Here is a 25822-nt window from a genome sequence, read left to right on the forward strand (position 1 = left end):
TTTTAAAAGCTTCCCTTTTTAATGATATATATGAAGCTGCTTTCTTAAGAAAGTACTTCTTTAATTCTCTTCATTGCTTCAATAATTTGATCATTACTGGCAGCGTAAGAAATACGAATGCAGTTAGGTGCTCCAAAAGCTTCACCAGTAACCGTTGCTACAAGTGCCTCTTCTAATAAGAATAAAGAAAAATCTGTGGCATTTTCAATTTTTTGACCTTTGATGGTTTTTCCAAAAAATGCTGAAACATCTGGAAAAACATAAAAAGCACCTTCTGGAGAATCGGTTTTAAAACCTTCAATTTCAGAAAGCAAATTAAGAATCAGGTCACGACGCACAGCAAAAGCATCGATCATGTATTTTATTTTAGAAACTGGCGCTTCTAATGCGGTTATAACAGCACGTTGCGCGATACAGTTTGTTCCACTAGTAACTTGTCCTTGCATTTTATTACAGGCTCTTGCGATCCATGTTGGAGCGCCTATATAGCCTACACGCCAGCCCGTCATGGCAAATGCTTTACTTACCCCATTAATAGTTACCGTGCGATCATACATAGATGGAATAGAAGCCATGCTTGCATGTTTTCCTACGTAATTGATATGTTCATATATTTCATCACTAACTACTATGATATCAGGATAATCTGCAAGTACATCTGCAAAACCTTGCAACTCTTCCTGACTGTATAAACTACCACTAGGATTGTTAGGAGAAGAAAACAACATCATTTTTGTTCTAGGTGTAATGGCAGCTCTTAATTGCTCTGGTGTAATTTTAAAGTTTTGTTCTACGCCTGCTCTAACTTCAACTGGAGTTCCTTCTGCAAGCTCAACTATAGCAGCATAACTTACCCAGTATGGAGCAGGAAGAATACATTCATCGCCTTTATTAAGCAATACCATAGCTACATTTGCTATAGATTGTTTTGCACCTGTAGAAACTACAATCTGACTGCGATCATAGGTAAGATTATTATCTCTTTTGAACTTTAGAATTACTGCATCTTTTAATTCGGCATAGCCATCTACTGGTGTATAACTATTATAATTTTCATTAATAGCTTTTATGGCTGCATCCTTGACAAAGTCTGGTGTGTTGAAATCAGGCTCTCCTAGACTTAAACCTATAATATCTTTTCCTTGCTCTTTAAGTTCGCGTGCTTTTGCGGCCATTGCGAGAGTAGCACTTGTAGGTAGGTTATTAATGCGATCGGATAGTTGAGAATTCATAAAAGTATAATTGAATTACAAAAATATCATAACACTTGAATTATCTAGCGCATTTAACGAGAATTAATATTTTATTTTTGTAAAAATTATAAAATAGTGCATCAAATCATAAAAAAACACTTTCCGCATATTACAGATCATCAACTAGAACAGTTCTCTAAGCTGGGAGATTTGTATACAGAATGGAATGCTCAGATCAATGTGATCTCTAGAAAAGACATCGATCAGTTATACACGCGACATGTTTTACATTCCTTAGGGATTGTGTCTGTGTTACGCTTTCGCGAAAGCGCACCTAATAAAGCAGGAGGAACAAGAGTTCTTGATGTTGGAACTGGTGGTGGATTTCCTGGAATACCGCTGGCAATCATGTTTCCTAAAACTAGTTTTCATTTGATAGACGCAATAGGTAAAAAGATTAAGGTAGTCAATGCAGTTGTAGAAGCTTTAGGTCTAGAAAATGTCACAACAGAGCACGGTAGAGCAGAATCTGTGAAAGGCCGTTATGATTTTGTGGTTTCTAGAGCAGTAACAAATATGCCTGATTTTGTGAATTGGGTAAAGAACAAGGTTAGAAAAGATAGTTTTCACAACCTTAAAAACGGAATTCTTTATCTTAAAGGTGGTGATCTAACAGAAGAATTAAAGCCTTTCCCAAAAGCAACTATTTATGAACTTGAAGATGTTTTTGACGATCCTTTTTTTGAAACAAAAAAGGTAGTTCATTTGCCTTTATAACATAAAAAAAGCCATATCAATCGATGTGGCTTTTTACTTTTATCTAAAATCTCAATTACTCTCCTAAAAAAGGATACCGATAATCTGTAGGTGTTACAAATGTTTCTTTAATCATACGTGGAGAAACCCATCTCAACAAGTTCAATTTAGAACCAGCCTTATCGTTAGTTCCAGAAGCACGAGCACCACCAAATGGTTGCTGTCCTACAACAGCTCCAGTACATTTATCATTAATGTAGAAGTTTCCAGCACAATTTTCAAGAGCTTGTGTTGCCTGTGTTACTGCATAACGATCCTGTCCTAAAATAGCTCCAGTAAGTGCATATTCACTAGTGGTATCTACCAGGTGCAGCATTTCTTCATAGTGATCATCTTCATACACATAAATAGTAATTACAGGACCGAACAATTCAGTCTCCATAGTTACATACTTAGGATCTGTAGTAACAATTACAGTTGGATCGACGAACCATCCTTTTGATTTATCATAATTTCCTCCTATAACTACTTCTGCATTTGAGTCGCTTTTTGCGCCATCTATATATTTTGCTAGTTTATCAAAAGAACCTTCGTGAATAACTGCAGTAATAAAATTACTCATGTCCTCTGGAGATCCCATTTTAAAACTATCCACATCTCTGCGTATCATTTTCTCAACCTCTGGCCACATACTTTCAGGTATATATGCACGTGAAGCGGCGCTACACTTTTGTCCTTGGAATTCAAAAGCTCCACGTACAATAGCAGTTGCTACTTGAGCAGGTACTGCGCTTTTGTGAGCAACGATAAAGTCTTTCCCTCCAGTTTCTCCAACGATTTTTGGATACGTTTTATAGGTGTTTATATTTTCTCCTACTTTGGTCCATAAACTTTTGAATACCGCGGTAGAACCTGTAAAATGAACACCAGCAAAATCTGCATGAGACATCACTTGATCTGTCATCATTACAGGATCTGCATTTACCATGTTTATTACACCTGGTGGTACACCTGCTTCTTCAAACACTTCAACGATCACTTGAGCACTTAACATTTGGTGATCACTAGGCTTCCAAACACAAACGTTACCCATTAAAGCGGCACTAGATGGTAGGTTACCAGCAATAGCGGTAAAGTTAAATGGTGATATACAATACACAAATCCTTCAAGCGGTCTATATTCTAACCTGTTCCATGCTCCAGAAGTAGACTCTGGTTGTTCTGCATAGATCTCTGTCATGTACTGCACATTGAATCTTAAGAAATCTACTAATTCACAGGCAGCATCTATCTCTGCTTGAAAGATAGTCTTAGACTGGTTAATCATGGTTGCAGCGTTGATGCGAGCGCGATAAGGTCCAGCAACAAGTTCTGCAGCTTTCAAGAAGATTCCAGCTCTTTGTTCCCATGGCATCTGTGACCATTTTTTACGAGCTTCTAGTGCAGTTTCAATAGCTTCTTGAACTTCTTTTTTTCCGCCTCTGTGATAATTACCAACTACATTTTGGTGGTCGTGTGGTGGTCTTATAGGAGCAGTATCTCCAGTTTTTACTTCTTTACCATTAATGTATAGAGGAACTTCTGTGTTTGCATTCCACAACTCTTTGTAAGCCGCTAGCACTTGATCTCTTTCTACAGTTCCTGGAGCATATGTCTTAATAGGCTCATTTACAGCAACTGGTACTTTGAAAAATCCTTTTCCCATGATGTAATTTGTATTTTTAATTTGTGCGTGAAATTACAAATAATCTACCGTTTCTAGTAATCGTATGTTGGTAAAGTAATCTTAAACGTAAGACAGTTTTGGTTGTTAATTGCGCTTTCGCGAAAGCGAGAATTTTATTTACCTAATTCAATGCAAAAGGAGCACTGAGTTTAAATGCAGGAATGATAACACTAAATTGGTTAGAAGTAGTGAAGTTAACCATGTTGTAAAAACCGCTCATGTTTCCAAAAGGAGAGCTAAGTAAACAACCACTTTGATAGGTATGCGACTGACCAGGCTTTAATACTGGCTTTTTACCTATAACGCCTTCACCATCTACGTGTTCTGTGCGGCTTAGGCTGTCCTTTATTCTCCAATGACGCGTGTTAAGTTGTACAGAATCTTTACTTTGATTTTCTATGGTAATTAAATAGCCAAAGGCGTAGTGCATCTTATAATTTTTATAAAATGTACCTTCAAAACTGGTTTTAACAGTTATCCTGATTCCTCTAGTAATTTGTTGTAACATATTCTAATAAAGTGCGATACCAACCAAAAGTAATAAACTGATTCCGATAATAAGTCCTATCACAAATATAAAACTTACTAAAAGAAATTTTAGTATAGTCTTAAATCGTTTTTGATTGTAAAAATTGCGCATTGCCTTGTATAAATAAAAAGGTCCTATGAACAGGAAGAAAAAGGATGCAAGATTCACATAGTCAAAACTTATTAATTCTACCACAGTGATGATAATCATGCTTAAGAAAACAAAAGTGAAAACATTGAAAGCAAAAATGAGGTGTTCCATGTATGTAAAATCCCTACGTACGTAAAGAAGCCATAAGAACAAGGTAAGCACAGGTGTAAACAAAAATAAAAACAACGGCAGTTTAGGTAGTATGATGTCTACAAGAACAGAAGGGTTATCGCTGATGCTTTTTAAAAGAAGTGTTTTTTCAAAAACGGCTTGATTCCATCTAGTGTTATTGTGGTCCATTTTTGCAAGTGCTGTCTCTGGATCTGTGATCTCGTTTTTTGCAGTAAATGATTCGTAGTATTCCAGTTGTTTATATAATCTTTTTATATAACCTAGGCTATCCAGATATTTTTGAGTTACTACAACAGAAGAATCTTTAGTTGGATTGATGGCTTTAAGACTGTCCTCTTTTATTTTCTTTAACTGGTCTTCTCTTATCTTTTCAGCAATATATTTGCCTATGTAAGGTTCATTTTCGATTTCTTTAAGCTCTTTATCACTAGGTGTTTCCTTTTCTTTTTTCTTTTGATTCTTAACTGATATGGAAAATACGCCATTGTCAACTTCAATATTTGATCCTTGGTCACCATTTTTATTAAGGACTTTGGCTACTTCGTGATCTGTATATTTTTCAATAAATTCGATGGTCTGAATCATTAAAAAGAAAACAATACAAACGCTAAGAAAGAACCTAAATGGATTTGCGTAGGAAAAACGTTTGCCGTTTATAAATCGCTTACTTACAAAGCCAGGTTTGAATAAAAGATGTTTGATGGTGCGCCAAATGCGACTATCATATGAAAAAATATTAGAAAAGAACTCTCCAAAGAAATCCTTGAGCGCAAGCTGCTTTTTAGAATTGAGCTGTCCACATTGATGACAATACTTATCTTCTACATCTAGAGGAGTGCCGCAATTAAGGCACTCTTCACCTCTATACTTTGTAAGTGATCTGGTGGTAGGTTTCATGGTGGATGGTTGGTGTCAATAACTATAACTAATTCGTAATATTTCTAGAATTTGCTTCTCCTATTCCTATCAATTGATCATAACGACCACCTAATTCTCTATAATAGGCAAGAACTGAATATTGATTTTCTGTTTGCCATTTATTCCCACTTATGAAACCTGGATCTTGAGATCCGTCCTCATACACAACGGTATATCTGTAGTTATAGAAACCTTGCTTTAATAATATGATAGCCTCGTATTTACCAGATTTTTCATTAAAAATCGCCTCATTTTCTGGTTGGGTTTCAAAAGCATTATAATTTCCCATAATATAAATCCGTGCATCAGGTGGCAGTTGAATACCATGCGTGTCTAGCGCAAAATGAATATTGACATATTCTGCCTGCACGTCGTTATCCTCATTAGTGATGGTGGTAACTAGATAATTACCATTAATATCTGGATTGAAAGTATATTCAAGGTTTTTACGTGGTACATCTACAAAAAGATAGGCGTCATAAAGCTCGTTTTTACGAACAAAATCTATATTCTGATTAGGAGACCTGAAATCTCTATTTTCAAAATTTAAGAATTCATTTCCAGCCCAAAAGGAAGTTTCCTCATCATATCTATATACTTGTTTGTTACCTAAATTAAATTGTGGTTTGATACCAGTAATGGTTGTGTTGAGATCACTATTTTGAATAATTGCCGTTTTTAATTGATCATTAGGGTTTATGAAATTTATCTCTTGTGAATCGATAAAAAATTCCACACGTTGTTGTGTTAACACATAATTTAAATCTCGAGCTCGTTTCACTTCTACGCCTACCACAGATTTTTGATCTAAGACCATAAATTTTCTAGAAAATATCAATTCACGACTGTCATTATAAATATGGATCATATAATTTCCACTTACTTTAAATCCCTGTGTGAATTGATTAGGTATTCTTAAGTCATAATGAGAATAAGGTTGAATAGTGGTAAATGAATTGCGATAGTTAAATATGCGCATGTCGTCAATACCTCTGAGAAATTCATTTTTAAATAGTTGACTAGGTTTCCAGTCATAATCATAATGTTCAAATTGATAGTAATAATCTGCCTCATCACCTATAACATCATCAAAGCTCAATTGAAAAGTATCACCCAATTCAAAAATAGGTAACATGTTTTCTGGCGGTTTATTAAAAGTCACTGATTTGATGTAATCAGGGTCGTTTACTAGTTCCTCTTCAGTCTGTGATAAACCAAAAAGAAATGTAAAGAAAACTGTAATAAAGAGAGAAATGTGCGACTTCATATGGGTATAGCAATAATTGATAAATATAAAGAAAAGCTATTAATAATTATGCTTTTGCGAAAGCGATGCCAAACTTGCTAAAAAGATCTGTTTAGACTTGTTCTAAACAATACTTTAAGGAAATTTTCAGATCTTTATGTCGTAAATTTGCAGACTTTAAAAAAAGAATTAATACAACATCCTATGTCAAAGGACATTAGAGTAAGAAAAGGGCTTGATTTAAAGCTCAAAGGTGAGGCAGACAAGAAAATTGTTAATGCCTCTCAATCCTCAATTTATGCTATCAAACCTGCGGATTTTCATGCAGTTGTTCCTAAGTTAATTCTTAAGGAAGGAGCTGCTGTAAAAGCTGGTGAACCTATTTTTTATTCCAAGTATGATGAAAAAGTAAAGTTTTGCTCTCCTGTGAGTGGTACAATTACTGAAATTTTACGTGGTGCAAAAAGACGTATTTTAGAGGTTAAAATTACTGCAAATGCTAGTAATGAAGTTGTAAATCATGGGAAATTAGATCTTTCTAATGCAAGTGGTGAACAGGTAAAATCTATCCTTCTTGAGAGCGGTTGCTGGCCTTTCATTATTCAAAGACCTTACAGTATTGTTGCAAATTCTGAGGATACTCCTAAGGCTATTTTTATTTCAGCATACGCTACAGCACCACTTGCTGGTGATCCTGAGTTTATTCTTGCTGACAAGAAAGAAGCTTTTCAAGCTGGTATTACGGCTTTAAGTAAATTGACTAGTGGTAAAGTGCATCTTTCTGTAGGTAAAAAATCAGGTTTAAAAGATGTTTCTGATGCAGATGTGCATACGGTAAAAGGGACGCATCCAGCAGGAAACGTTGGTGTGCAAATTCATAAAATTGATCCTATCAACATGGGAGAAAGAGTTTGGACCGTAGGTGCAGAAGATGTTGCTACAATCGGTAACCTTTTCTTAACTGGTGAATATAAGCCAGAAAGAACGGTTGCTTTAGTTGGGACAGCAGTTAAGGATGAAGATCGTAAATATTACAAGACAATTGCTGGTGCAAATGTAAAAACGTTAGTAGGTACAGTAGATACTGATAATACACGTATTATTTCTGGTGATGTGCTTACAGGAGATAAATTGAGCAATGATCAATTTATTAACTTTTATCACAATACCTTAACATTAATTCCAGAAGGAAACCAATATGCTTTTCTAGGGTGGTTGCCTTTTACACGTAACGATGTTCCTTCAAATGCAGGTACGTCTTTTTCTAAACTTTTCGGAGGGAAAAAAGAGGTGAACACTAACCTAAATGGTGAAGATCGTGCGTTAGTGGTTACTGGTGAGATGGAAGAAGTAATGCCTATGGATATTTATCCATTACAGCTTATAAAGGCTTGTATGGCAGGTGATATTGAAAAAATGGAAAATCTAGGGATCTATGAAGTAGCACCTGAAGATTTTGCTCTTATTGATTTTACAAATACGTCTAAACTAGAGGCTCAAGAAGTGATTCGTCTAGGATTAGATTTAATGATAACAGAAGTAGGATAACATATGAAATGGGTTAGAAACAAATTAGACCAGGCTAGAAAGCCTTTTGAGCCAGGACAAAAATTAGAAAAGTTTGCTCCGGCGATCAATGCTTTTGATACGTTTTTATTCACGCCTAATCACACCACTAAGAAAGGTGCACACGTGCGTGATGTGGTAGATTTAAAGAGAACTATGATCACAGTAGTTCTTGCTTTAATTCCAGCATTACTTTTTGGAATGTGGAATACAGGTGCGCAGTATTTATATCAAGAGATGGGCCTTGCAAACGTAACGGATGTTCCGTTTATGGATGCATTTATTGAAGGTGCTATATTAGTAACACCACTAATTCTAGTTAGTTATATCGTAGGATTAACGATAGAATTTATTTTTGCAATTTATAGAGGTCATGAGGTAAATGAAGGTTATTTAGTAACTGGTTTATTGATACCTATGATTTTCCCAGTTGACATTCCTTTGTGGATGCTTGCTATTTCTGTAGCTTTTGCTGTATTAATAGGTAAGGAGGCTTTTGGTGGGACAGGAATGAATATATTAAATCCAGCGCTTACAGCTCGTGCATTTGCTTTCTTTGCTTATCCATTATACATGTCTGGTAACGCTATTTGGGTACATCAAGGTGCCACAGATAGTATTTCAGGAGAGACTATTTTGGGAACTCTTGCACAAGGTAAATCTGTAGCTTACAACTTTTTTGATGCTGCAGCTGGGTTTATTCCTGGGTCGGTTTCAGAAACGTCTACTATAGCGGTTTTAATTGGTGCTGCCATTTTAATATTAACTAAAGTAGGTAGTTGGCGCATAATTGTGAGTGGTTTTGCAGGTGCTGCTGTTATGGGATTGATTTTTAACGCTTTTGGACTTAATGCTCTAATGGAATTTGATTGGTACATGCACCTTGTTGTTGGTGGATTAGCTTTTGGATTAGTTTTTATGGCAACAGATCCAGTAAGTGCAGCTCAAACCATGAAAGGTAAATGGATTTATGGTTTCCTTTGTGGTTTCTTTGGTGTTATGATACGTGTCTTTAATCCAGCATATCCTGAAGGTATTATGTTAGCAATATTATTGATGAATGTATTTGCTCCGACCATTGATCATTATGTGATTCAAGGAAATGTGAACAAACGTAAAAAACGCCTTGCAAAAGCAAAGGCTAATCTTCAAACAGCTTAGAAATGGATAGAAATTCAAATGCTTATACATTCTTATTTGTAGTATTGCTTATTGCGGTAGTTGCTAGTGCCTTAGCTTTAACAGCTACATCATTACAACCAGAACAAGCGGAGAATGTAAAGAACGAAAAGATGCAAAATATCCTTGGTACAGTTGGTATTGAGGTGGCAAGAGATAGCGCTCAAATTCCTTTTGATAAATATATTGTAGAGAGAATTGCTTTAGATAATAACGGCCAAGAAAAAAAGGATGTAAATGCTTTTGAAGTTGACTTAAAGAAGGAACTTAAGAAGAACGTTGAGGAACAAGCTTTCCCTCTATATATTGCTGACATTGAAGGGTCAAAATACTATATCGTTCCATTAAGAGGTAAAGGTCTTTGGGATGCAATATGGGGTTATGTTGCTCTTAAAGATGATGTAAATACTATTAAAGGTGCTGTTTTTGATCATAAAGCAGAAACTCCTGGTTTAGGAGGTGAAATCACTCAAATGTGGTTTAAGAAAGCTTTTGACGATGAGAAAATTCTTGATGAGTCAGGTAATTTTGTAGGTGTTTCTGTTGTAAAGGGATATCAAGGTGGCGATAATAAGGACGATAATGCTGTTGATGCAATATCTGGAGCAACGATCACTGGTGATGGTGTTACAGATATGATATCAGAGCGTCTAATTAACTACCTTCCTTATTTCAAAAATAATACTAACGTAAAAGTAGCATTTAACTAATTTTAGTTACGCTTTCGCGGAAGCGATATAAAAACAACCATAATGGCTGAAAATAAAAATTTAACAAAAAAAGAAGATCTTATTCTTTTTCTATCAGATACTGATGAAAGGGAAGGACTTTTGGGTAAGAAGAACAGAAAGCTCCTTTCTGATCCGTTAACTGATAATAATCCAATTACTGTACAAGTATTAGGTATTTGTAGTGCACTTGCAATTACTGTAAAATTAGAGCCAGCTATCGTGATGTCACTTGCTGTAATGGCTGTAATGGCTTTCAGTAATATGATTATATCCTTACTACGTAATCTAATTCCTTCAAGAATTAGAATTATTGTGCAGTTAGTTGTTGTTGCGGCACTTGTAATTTTAGTGGATCAAATATTAAAAGCATATGCTTATGATGTTTCTAAACAACTTTCTGTTTTCGTAGGGTTGATCATCACCAACTGTATTGTAATGGGACGTTTAGAAGCTTTTGCATTAGGAAATGGTGTTTATAAGTCTTTTTTAGATGGAATAGGGAATGCAGCAGGATATGCTTTTATACTTATTCTTGTAGCATTTTTTAGAGAATTCTTAGGCTTTGGAAAACTTTTAGGCTATCAGATAATACCAGACTCATGGTATGAAGCTGGTTATTCTAACAATGGTTTAATGTTATTATCCCCTATGGCTTTGATTACAGTAGGTTTAATCATCTGGGTACAGCGTAGTCGCAGTCGTCAATTAATAGAACAAAACTAACTTAAGAAATAAAAAATCAAATGGATTTAATTAATCTTTTCGTAAAAAGTATCTTTATTGAGAATATGGTTTTTGCCTATTTCTTGGGCATGTGTTCTTATCTAGCAGTTTCTAAATCTGTTAAGACAGCTGTTGGTTTAGGAGCAGCGGTTGTGTTTGTATTAGGAATTACGGTACCTATTAATTTTTTGTTGGATACCTATCTGTTAAAGCCTGGTGCTCTGGAGTGGTTAGGTGCAGACTATGCATCAGTAGATTTATCTTTCCTCAGTTTTATTATGTTCATTGCGGTTATTGCAAGTATGGTACAGCTAGTTGAAATGGTAGTAGAGCGATTTGCTCCTGCTTTATACGGTGCCTTGGGTATTTTCCTTCCTTTAATTGCAGTAAATTGTGCGATTTTAGGTGGTTCTTTATTCATGCAACAAAAAGATTTTTCAGGTATTTCAGAAGCTGCGACTTATGGTATAGGAAGTGGTATTGGTTTTTTCCTGGCTATTTTGGCTATTGCCGCAATACGTGAAAAAATAACATATTCAAACGTACCTGCACCGCTTAGAGGATTAGGAATAACATTTATAATCACAGGACTTATGGCTTTAGGCTTTATGAGTTTTATGGGAATAGAAATTTAAAAGAAAACATAGATATGGATTCTAACATGATCACAATTTTAGCGAGTATTGTCATATTCTTGACGCTTACTTTATTATTAGTTTCTCTCCTTTTAGGAGCAAAATCTAAATTGTTGCCATCCGGACCAGTTACTATCAACGTAAATGGAGAAAAGGATATTACGACAGGTTCTGGAAGTACGCTTCTAGGTACTTTAGGAGATAATAAATTATTTTTACCATCTGCTTGTGGTGGTGGTGGTACCTGTGTACAGTGTAAATGTATAGTAACTGAAGGTGGTGGATCAATTTTACCAACTGAAGTACCTCATTTTACAAGAAAAGAAATTGCTGAAGGATGGAGATTAGGTTGTCAGGTTAAAGTAAAACAAGACATGACCATCGAGATTCCAGAGGAAGTTTTTGGTATCAAAAAATGGGAAGCAACCGTTGTACGTAATTACAATGTAGCCTCTTTTATTAAGGAATTTGTAGTGCGCTTACCAGAAGATATGCATTATGAAGCTGGTGGATATATTCAAATCGAAATTCCTAAATGTGAAGTTCGTTTTGAGGATATGGATATTACTGCCCACCCAGAAGAACATGATTCACCAGATAAATTCAAAGCGGAATGGGATAAGTTCAACTTATGGCCATTAGTAATGAAAAATGGAGAAACTGTAGAAAGAGCTTACTCAATGGCTTCTTTCCCTGCAGAAGGTCGTGAGATTATGCTGAATGTACGTATAGCAACGCCGCCATGGGATAGAGCAAAGAATGGATGGATGGATGTTAATCCTGGTATCGCAAGTTCTTACATCTTTAACCAGAAAGAAGGAGATAAAGTAGTGGTATCTGGTCCTTATGGAGAATTCTTTATTAATCACTCTGAAGCAGAAATGCTTTATGTAGGTGGTGGAGCAGGAATGGCACCAATGCGTTCCCACTTGTATGAACTTTTCAAAACCTTGAAAACTAATCGTAAAGTTACTTATTGGTATGGTGGTCGTTCTAAAAGAGAATTGTTTTACATTGAGCACTTCCGTTCATTAGAACGTGAATTTCCTAACTTTAAATTTTATCTAGCTTTATCTGAACCTATGGAGGAAGATAATTGGAAAGTAAAAGAAGATATCAATAGTGAAGGAGATGGTTTTGTTGGTTTCATACATCAAGTAGTTATTGATCAATATTTAAATAAACACGATGCACCAGAAGACCTTGAAGTGTATTTCTGTGGTCCACCATTAATGAACAACGCTGTTGGTAAAATGGCCGAAGATTTTGGTGTAGATCCTGAGAACATTCGTTTTGATGATTTTGGAGGATAATTATTTTTTACTAGTTACAACCCAACATTAAAATGTTGGGTTTTTTTGTGCTCTATTTTTTTCATTTAATCAGGTTCAACTCTTATCGTTAATTAATACTCTTTAATTCCTTTCTGATCAATATTTTCTCAAAATGCTAAGTAATCTTGAACTCTAATAGGTTCAGTTTGTTTTCTTACTATTCATTAAGGTATGAAGGTAAGATCGTCTGATTTTGTAATTAAATTATATTTTTATCTTTAAATCTGTCGGATTTTTACAAGGTTTTATAAAATTACATTGGTAATTTTGATCAAACCCTTGTCCTATGCAGTTTTTGTCAGATCCGTTATTTAAACATTCATTTTTTAAAGATGTAGTTAGGATTGATTACGACACCGATACGATGCCTATGCTCATAAATGATTATGGTTACAGTTACCTAATGTTTTGTTATGGGGATTTTATAGCATTGGATCATCAATGCAATAACGTGGACGTACCTAAGTGTTTAATCAAAGGAACTGGTGATTATTTTAATATCACAGCCCATGAAGGTAATACTTGGATTACATTTGAGTTGCCCAACCACGTTCTTTATAATATAACTGGTATTCCAGGTATGGATAGCCGTAATAAGTTGTACGATCTTAGTGATTATGTATGTAATGATGTATGTAAAGAGCTGTATGAAGAACTTAAAGATGTAAAGGATGTACATGAACTGGCGCTTATTACAGATCGATATTTAGGTTCATTCTATAGTGCATGGGGTAAACCTTTGACATCTACGCCTATTGTGGATTTTATCTATGAGAAAAAAGGTTTGATCAGATTAGCTGATTTGCTAAAACAGGTTTCTTTTTCCGAAAGAACATTAGAGCGATTGTTCAAAAAAGAAGTGGGATCTACACCTTATCGTTTTATATGTCTTGTGCGGTTTAATTATGTGATCAGAGAAGTAGAACACAATCAAGATATCCAGATTAGTACATTGGTCGCCCGATACAATTATTTTGACCATTCACATTTCGAAAAGGATTTTAAAAAGTTTTTAGGACAGAGTGTTACTAATTATAAAAACGTTTATAACCCATTGCTTACACAAGCTCTTTCTAGAAAATTTATCAAAGACCAGTAGCAAATTGTTGGTTTTAACTGTACTTCAATTATAAATAGGGTTTCGCTTTCGCGAAAGCGAAACTAATAATTTATAACGACATTAATTGCCAGCTATTGGGCTAACAAACTGAAGACCCTTTGTCGTTTAAAACTATGCTTTAGAGTAATTGCGGTAAGCAAAATAAGCGATGTATCCATAACAAAGAGTGAGCACGGTTAGTGCTACTTTAAATCCAGAATGATCTACTATGAATCCGAAAATAGGTAAGATCACACCACCACCTACGATTGCCATACAAAGCAAACCAGATATTTTAGGCTTTAGATCGCCTTGACCTTCTAAAGTTATAGTAAAAATAGTTGGAAACATGATAGAATTAAAAAGTCCAACGGCTAGTAACGACCACATGGAAACTAATCCAGTAGTAGAAACGCTCATTAAAATTAAGGAAACAGCTGTGAGACCAAAAACACTTAAGATGATAGTAGGCTTAAATATTTTAGTTAGATAAGAACCTATAAAACGACCTATCATTGCTCCTAACCAGTAGAATGTGAGAAAAGCACCTACGATTCCTTTGCCATCTATATTTGTGGTTGTACCGCCGAATATTTCAATAATAGAAAAAGAAAGATTCTTAAGTACAGGTGTTTCTTTTATTATGGAATCAAGATTCATTTCCATAAAATACGTCACAGCAGCAGTACCTATAGTAACCTCTGCACCTACGTAAAAGAAGATTCCTAAAATCCCTAACCAAACAGACTTTTTACCTAATGCCTTTTTGTAAGTCCCAGTGTTTTCACCTTCTAGTATCTTAGGCAACTTTATAAATAAGAATGTTATTCCTAATAGAAATATGATAAAAGAGAATAATAAGAAAGGAGATTGAACTGCAGATGCTTCTTGAATATAATAAGCATCTTTCTCTGCTACTGACAAAGACTTTATTTCATCACTAGTTAAAATTTTATCACTAAGTAGGTAAGCAGCACCTACCATAGGGGCAATAGTAGCTCCAAAGGAATTAAATGCTTGTGACAAGTTAAGACGGCTACTTGCTTTTTCTTCAGGTCCAAGAACAGCAACATATGGATTTGCGGCTACTTGTAAAATGGTAATTCCACCAGCGAGAGTAAAAAAGGCTAGTAGAAAAACACCAAAAAGGCGAAACTCTGAGGCTGGATAAAATAATAGACAACCTACAGACATCGTGATTAAACCTATGACAACACCTCTTTGATAGCCAACTTTTGAAATTATTACACCTGCTGGAATGGAAAATACAAAGTACGCTACAAAAAATGCCGACTGTAAAAAAGCGATCATTCCATAACTTAATTCAAAAACCTCCCGTAATCTAGGTACGAGACTATCAACCAACACGGTGATAAATCCCCATAGAAAAAAGAGAATGGTTATTATTATAAATGCAGAAGTGTAATTCTTTTTGGTTTCCATTAATGGTGGTTGTTTATAGGTAGATAATAGTTTTTTTAAACTTTCAAATATGCTGCAGATTCTATTCTAGTATTTACAGAGTTTTTATACTCCATTCTAGAAAATCCAGAATGGATACAATAGCTTCCCGTTTCTCCAGCCTTATTCATGGCAATATAAGCTACTTGGAAGTTTTCTGTATTTTTATTTTTTGCAGTAATTCTATGCAATGCCTCTTCACAAGCTTGTTGTGGTGATTTTCCCTGTCGCATTAATTCAACGATTAGAAAGCTACCTACATTTTTCATAATTTCTTCTCCCATTCCTGTAGCGGCAGCGCCACCTATCTCATTATCTATAAATAATCCAGCACCTATTATAGGAGAGTCACCTACACGACCTTTCATTTTATAAGAAAGTCCAGATGTGGTACATGCTCCAGCAATATCACCATTTTGATCCATGCACAGCATTCCTATGGTGTCGTGGTTCTCAATATTGATAATAGGTTTGTATTCGCTGTCTTTTAACCATTCTCGATACGCTTTTTCAGAGGAATCTGTTAGCAGGTTTTCTTTTTTAAAACCATACTTATAAGCAAGTTCTTCTGCGCCATCTGCTGCTAACATCACGTGAGGAGTTTCTTCCATGACTACCTTTGCTAGTGCTGCAACATTGGTAATATGCTCTACGCAAACCACCGCACCACAATCACCGTTAGAATCCATTACACAGGCGTCAAGAGTTACATTTCCTTCACGATCTGGTGCGCCACCTTTTCCTACCGTTGTGTTTTTAAGGTTTTCTTCTTCCACGGCAACTCCTTTTATGGCTGCGTCTAGTGCATTCATACCTTCATCAAGTGCTTTTCCTGCAATAAGATTTGCTTTTGTAAATGCCCAGGTACATATGGCTACAGGTTGTTTTTTATCGATCATAGGAGGTTTTTCTTTATCCACGCAAGCCAGTAACGTTGTTCCTAATGAAAGGGCAACACCAGCCTGTGTACTTTTGATGATGAATTTACGTCGGTTCATAAAATTGAATTTACCAATTTAATACGGAACATTACATTGGTTTATATGCCATCGCCTTAATCTCAATCAATAAATGTGGATGTGGTAATTGATGCACGGCAACAGTAGTTCTAGTAGGTCCTTCATAATCAAAGAACTCACCGTAGGTTTCATTATAACCGCCAAAATCATTCATGTTTACTAAAAACGTTGTGACATCTACTACATCTTTAATAGAAGCACCTTCCGTTTGAAGAATCGCATCTATGTTCTCAAGTACTGCAGCTGTCTGTGCTTTGATGTCCAGGTTAGTCGTTCCCATCTCATCCACTTCAACACCTGCAAAGGTGTTGTCTTTTCTGCGACTACTCGTTCCTGATACAAATAAGAAATCGCCTACTCGTTTGATATGTGGATACTTTCCTCTAGGTTTTGCTTTATCTTTTAATACTGCCATGTTGTTGTTGTTTAATATTATCTCGATCATACCCCACAGGTTTTCAAAACCTTTGGAGTGTATTGAATTATTCGTGCCCTATTTTAAATTTTTTAATCCCTTTAAACCATTCAACAGCATATTTATTAATAAAGGTTTCTTCTATTGTCAAATAATTATGATAGGATGTCCATGGATATTCTATCGCACTATTTGAATAACCATGTTTTACTAGATTATTGTGAATGTAAATTAATGTATTTTCTAAATACCGCTGACTTCCAATTTTCTTTCTTCTAAATTTTCTTCTGAAAAGGCTACCACTTCTATTTTGCTGTTTATTAAAAGCCTTAGCATAACTGTTGAATAAATTAGCAAAAGCTTGAGATGCTGTTTTCTCATTTGAATCAGTCTTTATTTGAACTAAGAAATGAAAGTGATTTGGCATCAAGGCATAAGCATAAATGTGAGCCACCGGAGTTATATACTTTTCAAAACGCTGTAAGAAAAACAGGTAGTTACCTTCGTTTTTAAACAAGTTAATACTATCATTTCCCTGATTGTAAATGTGATAGTGTTGCTCTGGTTCTAGAAGGTCGTATTTTTCCATCTTGGTAAATTTAATGAAAAGACCCCAAAGGTTTCGCAAACCTTTGGGGTCTTTTCTATCTCGATTCTTTAATTTATCCACGCAACCACAACACCTCTTCGGTTTTTTGCTGGATCGCTTTTAATAAATCGTTTAAATCGTCTTCTATTTTAATTTTGTCGTTTTCTAGCAGCCATAAGATCGCTTTGTCTTGCGCTCGTCCACGTAGCATGGCTGTCTCATAGCTTATTCCTTCTTCTGGGAAAGTTACTAAAGAGTATTTAGATTGGTATTCCGCTTTCGCGAAAGCGGACTCTAGTCGCATTTCAATCTGTCGTTTCAACTGGAAGTTTGGGTTGGCAACGCTATCTCTCATTTCTACAAAGTTGTCCAAAGCCAAATTTGCGATTGCATCAGCATCTGGTTTTCTTGCTGAGGAGAATGCGGTGAAGGCATCAGCCCAAGTTTGATTTTTATCAATCATCTGATCAAAAACTACAACGTCTTCAAAACTGGCATTCATTCCTTGACCATAAAACGGTACAATGGCGTGAGCAGCGTCACCCATTATCAGACTGGTGCCGTAAGCCGTCCATGGAGAACAACGTACCGTGCCTAGCGGTGGAGTAGGATTAGTATGGTACTGATCGATCAAATCTGGTATGTGTTCCATTACATCTTTAAAGTAAGTAGTGAAGAATTCTGTGATTTCGTCGTCTGTTTTAATCTTATTGAAAGCTGGTCCATCACCATCGTACTGCATGAACAAAGTAAGCGTGAAACTACCATCGAGATTAGGTAACGCAATCAACATAAAACCACCACGTGGCCATATGTGCAAGAAGTTTTTCTCAATACGCCATTTTCCAGCTTCTGTAGGTGGAATGTTCAACTCTTTATAACCGTGCGGTAACCAGTTCATACTATGCGAGAACAAAAAGTCTCGCTGTTTCATCATTGCTTTGCGCACCACAGATCCTGCACCATCGGTTCCTAAAATGATATCTGCTTTCCATTCTTTTTCTGTATCAGTTTCAGAATCGTGATAAGTAACTGAGGCGTTTTTTAAATCTACGGCAGTCACTGCATCATCAAAGTCTATTTGAACATCTTCGTATTTATCGGCCTCATCGAGTAAAAGCTTATTCAATTCTTCTCTAGAGATGGAATTGATATATTCTCCATCACGACCACTGTAGTTAGAAGCAAAGGTGTTTCCTTCTACATCGTGAATCAAACGACCGTTCATAGGAATACACAACTCTCGTACTTTTTCTTCTAGTCCTACCAGTTTTAAGGCTGCAAGTCCGCGATCAGATAATGCCAGATTAATAGAACGTCCACCATCTACAATTGCCTTACGCATATCTGGACGTCTTTCTAATATATCTACTTGATATCCTTTTTGTGCCAGTCGCAGTCCGAGTAATGAACCACAAAGTCCAGCGCCAGTGATAAGGATTTTGGTTTTTTTATTGTTTGTTTTCATTTTCTTAGTATTTAGTATCTAGTACAAAGTACTTAGACTAAAATATTTTCTTTATTGCTGTCAGACTGAAGTCTGCCGCCATGAAATGGCTCCATTGCCTTTGGCGTTCTTTTATTACGCCGACTGAAGTCAGCTTTTATTGATTTAGATTCTTCATAAGTTTTGAGGACTGGAACCTGCGCTCGAACTGACATTTTCCTCATTCCTCATTCCTCAACTACATTTCACTCTTCAACACATCCACAAATCTCCAGCAATCTTCATAATTATTATAAAGCGGTACTGGAGCAATACGTATTACATCTGGCTCACGCCAGTCGGCAATCACGCCTTTTGCAGTGATGGCTTCAAATAAAGATTTGTCTGCATTTTTAACGGCTAGGGATAATTGACAACCACGATCTTTAGCGTTAATAGGTGTGATAATAGAAATGCGGTCGCCTTCTAGGTTTTTTAAAAGGTATTCTAAATAGTTAGTAAGCTGGATGGACTTCTTTCTCAGATTATCAAAACCTGCTTGTGCAAATAAGTCTAAACTTGCTCTTATCGCCACCATACTTAATATAGGTGGATTAGATAGTTGCCAGCCTTCGGCACCGTGCATGGGTTCAAAATCGTCACGCATTTTAAAGCGTGTGTCTTTATTGTGTCCCCACCAACCTGTGAATCTTGGTAGCTCAGGATTGTTTGCATGTCTTTCATGAACAAAACAACCACCTAAACTACCAGGTCCAGAATTCATATACTTATAGGTACACCATACGGCAAAGTCTGCTCCAGAATCATGCAATTGTAAATCTACATTTCCTGCGCCGTGTGCGCAGTCAAAACCTACCATTGCTCCTGCAGCATGTCCTAGTTCTGTAATTTTCTTTAAGTCAAAAAACTGACCGGTATAATAATTAACGGCACCTACCATAATTAGTGCGATTTCATCTCCTTGTTCTATAAGTAGGTTTTCAAGATCTTCCAGTCTTGGAGTATGCTCTCCAGGTCGTGGTGACCACTCGATAACATTTTCTTTATCGTCGTGACCATGAAAATTTACTTGTGATGCTACAGCATATCGATCGCTAGGAAAAGCGTCTGCCTCGATGATGATTTTAGTGCGCTTGCCTTTAGGTTGGTAAAAACTAACCATCATTAAATGAAGATTAGTAGTCAACGTGTTCATGATGACCACTTCATGAGGCTTTGCGCCAACTATTTTTGCTGTTGTATCTGCGAGAAACTCATGATACGGCATCCAGGGATGTGCTGCATGAAAATGACCTTCCACACCTAATCGTGCCCAATCATCTAGTTCTTGATTCAAGAAGGTTTTGGTCTGTCGTGGTTGTAAGCCTAAGGAATTACCACATAAATAGATGGAGTCTGTCCCATCGGTGTGTTTTGGAATATGGAAGCTTTCGCGAAAGCGAGATAAAGAATCACTCTTATCTAATTCTAATGCAAAATTATGGTCGGTCTTAAAATTCATTACTTCTTTTTAGTAATTTCTATATCGGTAAAATTAATGTTAGTGGATCCATCTGCTGTTTTATGAGTCGTAGCAAAGGTCAAACCTTTAAGGGTTTTAAAATCCTCAAATGTAGTAGCCATTCCTATTGCTGTATCATTTTGACGGCGGTAGGCCCATTCTCTAACTTTATGGTCTTTGTCATAATACAAATCGTACGCATCGCCAGGAGTATAACCACCATCGCCCGTATATAATATAGTCACTTTATCTAGGGTTTCTTTAGAAATAGGAGCAATTTGAGATTTCTCTTCAGTAATGCTAGTTCCTTGATCCCATATCAATTTATATTCTGGTAGTAACCAATACACATCATTGATAAATCCACGATCTGTACTGATTTGAATACTGTCAAGTGCAGCTTTACGATTATAGTTGACAGTATCTTCTCGAGCGATTAACTGTACAGCATCAGTATTAGGATTCCATTTCCACTTTCTACTCATAACAGTAGTTCCATTTTTATCTACGTTAAAAGTAAATTTGATCTCTTCTACATCGTTCCAATTATTAATTCCGGCAGTTTGTGCAAGTTGTTGTGGGGTTGAAATCTCTTCAACCTTTGTAGGAGCATCAGGTTTTGAATCGTTTTTACAACTGGTTGCTGCAATCAATAAACACACTATTAAAAAGGTATTTTTCATGGATATTTTTTGTTCGTTAAAAATACAAATTCTAGAGCGTTATGAAATGGTAAAGCTTTGTGAATAATCTAAACAAAGATTAGTCGAAAACGTAATTTTGCAAAATGAAAGTGAAGCTGGTAGAAAAAAATAAAATGAGTAAAGGTCGTAAAACAAGTATTATACTTGTTTTAGGTACTTTAATTGCCGTTGGGCCATTTTCAATTGATGCTTACTTGCCTGCTTTTAAACAAATTGCTGGAGATTTTAAAGTAGATACCAGTGCCATAGGTCTAACATTAACCACTTATTTTATAGGTATAGGTCTTGGTCAACTCGCTTATGGACCTTTAATGGATCGATACGGTAGAAGAAAGCCGCTTATTTTTGGACTGGTCTTATATATATTAACTAGCATTATGAGTGCTTATGCCTGGGATGTAACTTCTCTCGCAACCTTGAGGTTTTTTACTTCGTTAGGTGCTTGCGCAGGAATGGTGGCAAGTAAAGCAATAGTTAGAGATTTGTTTGATGAAGATAAAGTGGCTGATGTACTTTCTACATTAATGTTGATCATGGGAATTGCTCCTATTATAGCGCCTACTATAGGTGGTTTTGTTATCCAGCATTACCACTGGGAAATGATCTTCTTTGGATTAGCTGGTTTTGCAGCATTAATGTTGTTTAATGTAATTTTTATATTACCAGAAAGTTCTAAACCCAATCGAGCAACGAGTTTGCACCCATTACCGGTTTTGCGAGAATATATAGGTATTTATAAGCAGCGTGATTTCTTCGTTTTTTCTACAGCAAGAGGCTTTGTGATAGGTCTATTACTAGGATATGTGGCCGCTGCACCTTTTATCTTTCTAGATTTTTTTGAAATGAGTCAGGAGAACTTTGCCTACATTTTTGGTAGTAATGCTGCAGGATTGATTGCCGGTAGCCAGTTCAATCGTTTAGCATTGACACGTTTTACTACTTTCCAAATCACTTATGTAGTCAGTTTATTATTGGTCTTGATCACTGGATTCGGATTTATTTATGTTTGGAATTTTACTCCTGTATTTTGGGTCGTTTATCCTACACTGTTTTTTATGATGACTTGTATAGGTTTTCAAAACCCTAATGTCACCGCGCTAGCATTAAATCCTTTTACAAAACGTGCTGGTAGCGCTAGTGCTTTTGTAGGTGCGGTTAGTATGATATTCGGTTCTATAGCTAGCTGGTATGTTTCTAAATATGTCAACATTTCTCTGTTTCCACTATTTGCAATGTTATCTTTAAGCGCTTTGCTAGCTCATATTGCTGTAGAGTATTTTAGAATGAATTATGCTCAAGGTTATGCTTTTGCAAAAGCCTATTTGAAACATCCTTATAAATCTAAGAAAAGAGATGAGCAATTATCTGACATATAGTTTATAAATTCTTACCAGGATTTTTATTGTTCCGCTTTCGCGAAAGCGGAATAAACATACATATATATAATAGGATAGGTTCCTCGAGAATAAGTAATACGTAAAAAGAAAACGCTCCATGACCTTTAAACACAGAGCGCTTTCCAACTAACCAACCAAAATGTTTTATCTACTTACTGTTCCTGTAGGAAAACTTGCAGTCACGTTATTATTAAATGACTGTTCATTAGGAGCGGTATCTCCAGTTGCAATTTTAGCCAATGGTTTTAGTGTAAATGGCGCTGGAGAATTATCTGGCACTGGTTCTACAGTTATTACAACATTGCGACCAGTTACATCAAATGGTAACGACTCGCCAACTGGTAAATTGCGAAAAAAATCTTCTCCTGGTACTGGTGGTCCTGCATTGTTCTCTGTTCCAGAAAATCCATTAGAACTGTCTCTACCATTAAAATCTAAAAATGTACCAGTAGAAATGGGACCTGCATCTCCTATTACCCAACCTTCATAAATCCATCCGGCAGGTAAAGTAGGTAAGTTAGTGTCTGCCACAGGTGGCATACCAGGAAGACCAAACCATACGCCATAAGTATCGTTACCATTATTAACTCCGGTCTCATCAGTAGGAGTTCTCAGGAAAAAAGATCCGCTTGCGTTTGTGAAATCGCCTGGTGCAGGCCCAAAATTAGTTGAGATAGTTGCAATGTCAGCATTAAATTCACCTGCTAGGTATTTAGAATCTGCTGGAGCTGGATCATTGTCTGGGCTAGGTTCAATAGTTAAGATAAAAGCGGTAGCGTTGTCGAGTGTTTCGGTAGCTACAGGAAAAGAGGATTGACTTAAATCGCCAGAATTATTTACTGTAAATACTCCAGTTGTTACTGGTGAACCGTCGACCATTACCCAACCTTCATAAGCAAATCTGGTGCCTAAATTTTCTAGACCATTAAGATTGAGAGTAAGATTTCTTGTTTGACTGGTGTTTGCTGCATCGTCGTCGTTAGAACATCCTGTTATGAGTACTAACGATAGGGCTGCAATTGATAAGTAAGTTTTCATGTTAATTGCTTTAAATTTACTGTACAAACTAACTCTTACCTTATCCCAGGCTTATAACAGTAAGATCAACTTTTCAAAATATATCGTGAGGGTTTTGTGATACGCTTTTTATTGATTTGAATTATGGAAAATCGCATACTTATAGTAGAAGATGATTTAGAAATCGCTGATCTACTGAAAATAAACATGAAGGACTTGAACGCCACTGTAGAATGTTTACATGATGGGCGCTCTGCACTTGATAAAGCATTAGCAAACGATTACGACCTTATATTATTAGATCTTTCTATTCCTATAATGAATGGGGTTGAAGTTTGTAGAGAATTGAGAAAGGTTAAAAATACACCTTTAATAATGGTCACTGCAAAGAGTGAAGAGATTGATAAAGTTGTCGGTCTAGAATTAGGGGCAGATGATTATATTACTAAACCCTTTTCTATAAGAGAACTGAAAGCAAGAGCAAAAGCGGTGATGCGAAGAAGTGAAAAGACAGCATCCACCACTTCAGAGAAAGCTGAATTAGATTTTGGAGAGCTTAAACTAAATATTGAAATGCGTCGTGTGACATTAAATGGCCACAAGGTAGAGTTATCACCTAAGGAATTTGAACTTTTGGTTTTACTAGCTAATCATCCAGGCAGAAGCTATAGTAGATCTGAATTGTTGGATATTATTTGGGGCTATAATTTCTCTGGATATGAGCACACGGTAAATTCACACGTAAATAGATTGAGAGCTAAAATAGAACCAGATATGTCTCATCCTATTTATGTATTAACAACATGGGGAATAGGTTATAGGTTTAACGAAGAGATTTGAGATGAAAAAAGAAACGACCTTAACACCAAAGTTGGTCTTCAAATTGTGGTTAGCACTTAGTATTTTAATAGTAGGTATGGCTATTTGCTACATTTTAATTACCAATTATTACTCAAATCAGCATCATCTCGCTACTCAACAGGAAATTAATGCACCACTTGCTCAACATCTGATTGATGAGAAATTTTCTGATGAAACACCACCTTTTCTGGAGGACGGTAGTGTAAATAAAACAGTTTTTGGAGATTTAATGCACGATATGATGGCTGTTAACAGAAGTATTGAGGTTTATATGTTAGGAGAAGATGGTGAAGTACTATATTCTGTTGTTTTAAGACATGACTCTGAAGAACCCTCGAAATACGTAGATTTGAAACCTATAAAGGATTTATTGTCAACCGGTGGAAAAGGTTTTTGTTTAGGTGACGATCCTAGGGATCCGGAAGAAAGAAAAATCTTTTCAGCAGCTTTTTTTAATAATGAAATTAAAAACGGCTACATATATATAATATTATCTGGAGAAGCCTATCAAACTGCCAGTGCTAATATATTTAATAAGTATATAAAGAGTTTTGGATTAGGTGCTATTGGTTTAACTACGATCTTTACTATTCTTATAGGGTTAGGTTCGATCTGGTTCTTGACAAAGAACTTGAGAAAGATAACGGAAGTTGCGAGAAGATTTAAGGAAGGTGACCTTAATGCTAGAATTGAGAATCCAGAAGAAACAGATATTTCGGTTTTTGCAAATACCTTTAATGAGATGGCAAATACAATTAATAATAATCTTGAGGAGATCAAAAACGTTGATGTATTAAGAAGACAATTGATAGCAAACGTATCACATGACTTAAGAACACCATTAGCTATTTTAAAAGGATATGCAGAGACCTTACAAGAAAAAAATGAGTCGTTAAGTAAAGAAGAAATAGAAAGGTATTTAAATGTTATTAGTTCTAACAGCGATAAACTTACAAAGCTAGTAGAACAACTTTTTGAATACAGTAAGTTAGAAGCAAAACAGATTGAGCCTATTATGGAACAGTTCTCTATTACAGACCTTTGTTTAGATTTGGTTTCTAAGTACCAGTTATTAGCAAGAAATAAAAACATTTCATTATCACTAGATGTCTTTGAAAACAAGAATATTTTGGTATATGCAGATATCAGCTTGATTGAAAGAGCACTACAGAACCTAATTGATAACGCATTAAAATTCACTCCTGATTCTGGCAGTATAATACTGGGGTTAGAAGAAACAAAGCATTTTTGCAGAGTTAGTGTCAATGATTCTGGCACAGGTATTTCCCCAGAGGCTCAGAAAACAATATTTGAACGATTTAAACACTCTACAGAAGACTATAATAAAAATGGAGCAGGATTGGGATTAGCTATAGTAAAAAAAATAGTCGAACTTCATAATTCAAAAATAGAGGTACTAAGTACATCTGCTGCTGGTAGTATTTTTTCATTTGATTTATTGAAGGTTTAGTTTTGGTTTTAGTTTAGATGGTT

General features: G+C 35.9%; 24 protein-coding genes. 11 read left to right on the plus strand and 13 right to left on the minus strand.

The window, feature by feature from the left end; genetic code table 11:
• Nucleotides 1-44: 44 nt before the first annotated feature.
• A complete protein-coding gene (locus tag ACTF54_RS12930) occupies nucleotides 45-1232 on the minus strand; it encodes a pyridoxal phosphate-dependent aminotransferase (protein WP_347195260.1) in 1188 nt (395 codons plus the stop codon).
• A 96-nt stretch (nucleotides 1233-1328) separates the two neighbouring features.
• On the opposite strand from ACTF54_RS12930, the gene rsmG reads away from it, so the two are divergent.
• Complete coding sequence (rsmG, locus tag ACTF54_RS12935) at nucleotides 1329-1970, plus strand: 16S rRNA (guanine(527)-N(7))-methyltransferase RsmG (RefSeq protein WP_438969537.1); 642 nt, start codon at nucleotides 1329-1331, stop codon at nucleotides 1968-1970.
• Nucleotides 1971-2025: 55 nt separating this feature from the next.
• Here the strand turns inward: rsmG and pruA are convergent, their stop codons facing one another.
• The 4 genes from pruA to ACTF54_RS12955 all read right to left on the minus strand — a co-directional run bounded on the left by pruA (nucleotide 2026) and on the right by ACTF54_RS12955 (nucleotide 6671).
• Nucleotides 2026-3654, minus strand: a complete 1629-nt coding sequence (pruA, locus tag ACTF54_RS12940) for an L-glutamate gamma-semialdehyde dehydrogenase (RefSeq protein WP_438969538.1) — start codon at nucleotides 3652-3654, stop codon at nucleotides 2026-2028.
• A 142-nt stretch (nucleotides 3655-3796) separates the two neighbouring features.
• Nucleotides 3797-4183: a Co2+/Mg2+ efflux protein ApaG gene (gene apaG / locus ACTF54_RS12945; RefSeq protein ID WP_347195263.1), complete on the minus strand. Its 387-nt coding sequence runs from the start codon at nucleotides 4181-4183 to the stop codon at nucleotides 3797-3799.
• A 3-nt stretch (nucleotides 4184-4186) separates the two neighbouring features.
• A complete protein-coding gene (locus ACTF54_RS12950; RefSeq protein ID WP_347195264.1) occupies nucleotides 4187-5383 on the minus strand; it encodes a DUF3667 domain-containing protein in 1197 nt (398 codons plus the stop codon).
• Nucleotides 5384-5411: 28 nt separating this feature from the next.
• Entirely contained in the window at nucleotides 5412-6671 is a 1260-nt protein-coding gene (locus tag ACTF54_RS12955) for a DUF5103 domain-containing protein (protein ID WP_347195265.1), read from the minus strand.
• Nucleotides 6672-6854: 183 nt separating this feature from the next.
• Between ACTF54_RS12955 and ACTF54_RS12960 the strand changes: the two genes are divergently transcribed.
• The 7 genes from ACTF54_RS12960 (at nucleotide 6855) to ACTF54_RS12990 (ending at nucleotide 13917) form a co-directional block, all read left to right on the plus strand.
• Complete coding sequence (locus tag ACTF54_RS12960; protein WP_438969539.1) at nucleotides 6855-8198, plus strand: Na(+)-translocating NADH-quinone reductase subunit A; 1344 nt, start codon at nucleotides 6855-6857, stop codon at nucleotides 8196-8198.
• Nucleotides 8199-8201: 3 nt separating this feature from the next.
• Nucleotides 8202-9377: an NADH:ubiquinone reductase (Na(+)-transporting) subunit B gene (locus ACTF54_RS12965; RefSeq protein ID WP_347195267.1), complete on the plus strand. Its 1176-nt coding sequence runs from the start codon at nucleotides 8202-8204 to the stop codon at nucleotides 9375-9377.
• 2 nt (nucleotides 9378-9379) lie between these two features.
• Nucleotides 9380-10105: an NADH:ubiquinone reductase (Na(+)-transporting) subunit C gene (gene nqrC, locus ACTF54_RS12970; RefSeq protein ID WP_347195268.1), complete on the plus strand. Its 726-nt coding sequence runs from the start codon at nucleotides 9380-9382 to the stop codon at nucleotides 10103-10105.
• Between the two features lie 42 nt (nucleotides 10106-10147).
• On the plus strand, nucleotides 10148-10849 hold the full coding sequence (locus tag ACTF54_RS12975) for an NADH:ubiquinone reductase (Na(+)-transporting) subunit D (protein WP_347195269.1): 702 nt from the start codon (nucleotides 10148-10150) through the stop codon (nucleotides 10847-10849).
• A 20-nt stretch (nucleotides 10850-10869) separates the two neighbouring features.
• The gene (nqrE, locus tag ACTF54_RS12980; RefSeq protein ID WP_347195270.1) at nucleotides 10870-11484 is read left to right on the plus strand and encodes an NADH:ubiquinone reductase (Na(+)-transporting) subunit E; all 615 of its coding nucleotides are present in this window, start codon (nucleotides 10870-10872) and stop codon (nucleotides 11482-11484) included.
• A 26-nt stretch (nucleotides 11485-11510) separates the two neighbouring features.
• Nucleotides 11511-12797 carry an NADH:ubiquinone reductase (Na(+)-transporting) subunit F gene (gene nqrF / locus ACTF54_RS12985; RefSeq protein ID WP_347195271.1) on the plus strand — a complete coding sequence of 429 codons (1287 nt, stop codon included), beginning with the start codon at nucleotides 11511-11513 and terminating at the stop codon, nucleotides 12795-12797.
• Between the two features lie 307 nt (nucleotides 12798-13104).
• Nucleotides 13105-13917: a helix-turn-helix domain-containing protein gene (locus tag ACTF54_RS12990; RefSeq protein ID WP_347202127.1), complete on the plus strand. Its 813-nt coding sequence runs from the start codon at nucleotides 13105-13107 to the stop codon at nucleotides 13915-13917.
• A gap of 132 nt (nucleotides 13918-14049) precedes the next feature.
• Here the strand turns inward: ACTF54_RS12990 and ACTF54_RS12995 are convergent, their stop codons facing one another.
• From ACTF54_RS12995 to ACTF54_RS13025, 7 genes are all read right to left on the minus strand, one after another.
• Entirely contained in the window at nucleotides 14050-15360 is a 1311-nt protein-coding gene (locus ACTF54_RS12995) for a sugar MFS transporter (protein WP_347197400.1), read from the minus strand.
• Nucleotides 15361-15395: 35 nt separating this feature from the next.
• Complete coding sequence (locus tag ACTF54_RS13000; RefSeq protein ID WP_347197399.1) at nucleotides 15396-16376, minus strand: isoaspartyl peptidase/L-asparaginase family protein; 981 nt, start codon at nucleotides 16374-16376, stop codon at nucleotides 15396-15398.
• Between the two features lie 31 nt (nucleotides 16377-16407).
• Entirely contained in the window at nucleotides 16408-16812 is a 405-nt protein-coding gene (locus tag ACTF54_RS13005) for a RidA family protein (RefSeq protein ID WP_347197398.1), read from the minus strand.
• Nucleotides 16813-16879: 67 nt separating this feature from the next.
• Nucleotides 16880-17482: a transposase gene (locus tag ACTF54_RS13010; RefSeq protein ID WP_347197397.1), complete on the minus strand. Its 603-nt coding sequence runs from the start codon at nucleotides 17480-17482 to the stop codon at nucleotides 16880-16882.
• Nucleotides 17475-18869, minus strand: a complete 1395-nt coding sequence (locus tag ACTF54_RS13015; RefSeq protein WP_347197396.1) for an FAD-dependent oxidoreductase — start codon at nucleotides 18867-18869, stop codon at nucleotides 17475-17477. Before ACTF54_RS13015 ends, ACTF54_RS13010 begins: the two co-directional genes overlap by 8 nt.
• A 217-nt stretch (nucleotides 18870-19086) precedes the next feature.
• Nucleotides 19087-20349: a kynureninase gene (gene kynU / locus ACTF54_RS13020; protein ID WP_438969540.1), complete on the minus strand. Its 1263-nt coding sequence runs from the start codon at nucleotides 20347-20349 to the stop codon at nucleotides 19087-19089.
• A complete protein-coding gene (locus ACTF54_RS13025) occupies nucleotides 20349-21032 on the minus strand; it encodes a selenophosphate synthetase (protein ID WP_438969541.1) in 684 nt (227 codons plus the stop codon). Before ACTF54_RS13025 ends, kynU begins: the two co-directional genes overlap by 1 nt.
• Before the next feature lie 104 nt (nucleotides 21033-21136).
• Between ACTF54_RS13025 and ACTF54_RS13030 the strand changes: the two genes are divergently transcribed.
• A complete protein-coding gene (locus tag ACTF54_RS13030) occupies nucleotides 21137-22429 on the plus strand; it encodes a multidrug effflux MFS transporter (RefSeq protein WP_347197393.1) in 1293 nt (430 codons plus the stop codon).
• 165 nt (nucleotides 22430-22594) lie between these two features.
• Here the strand turns inward: ACTF54_RS13030 and ACTF54_RS13035 are convergent, their stop codons facing one another.
• A complete protein-coding gene (locus tag ACTF54_RS13035; protein WP_438969542.1) occupies nucleotides 22595-23488 on the minus strand; it encodes a hypothetical protein in 894 nt (297 codons plus the stop codon).
• 123 nt (nucleotides 23489-23611) lie between these two features.
• Between ACTF54_RS13035 and ACTF54_RS13040 the strand changes: the two genes are divergently transcribed.
• Together ACTF54_RS13040 and ACTF54_RS13045 are read left to right on the plus strand one after the other, a co-directional pair.
• The gene (locus ACTF54_RS13040) at nucleotides 23612-24307 is read left to right on the plus strand and encodes a response regulator transcription factor (protein ID WP_347197391.1); all 696 of its coding nucleotides are present in this window, start codon (nucleotides 23612-23614) and stop codon (nucleotides 24305-24307) included.
• Nucleotide 24308: 1 nt separating this feature from the next.
• Nucleotides 24309-25799 carry a HAMP domain-containing sensor histidine kinase gene (locus ACTF54_RS13045; RefSeq protein WP_347197390.1) on the plus strand — a complete coding sequence of 497 codons (1491 nt, stop codon included), beginning with the start codon at nucleotides 24309-24311 and terminating at the stop codon, nucleotides 25797-25799.
• The last annotated feature ends 23 nt before the right edge of the window (nucleotides 25800-25822 follow it).

This window comes from Nonlabens sp., assembly GCF_965657255.1.
Classification (GTDB): domain Bacteria; phylum Bacteroidota; class Bacteroidia; order Flavobacteriales; family Flavobacteriaceae; genus Nonlabens.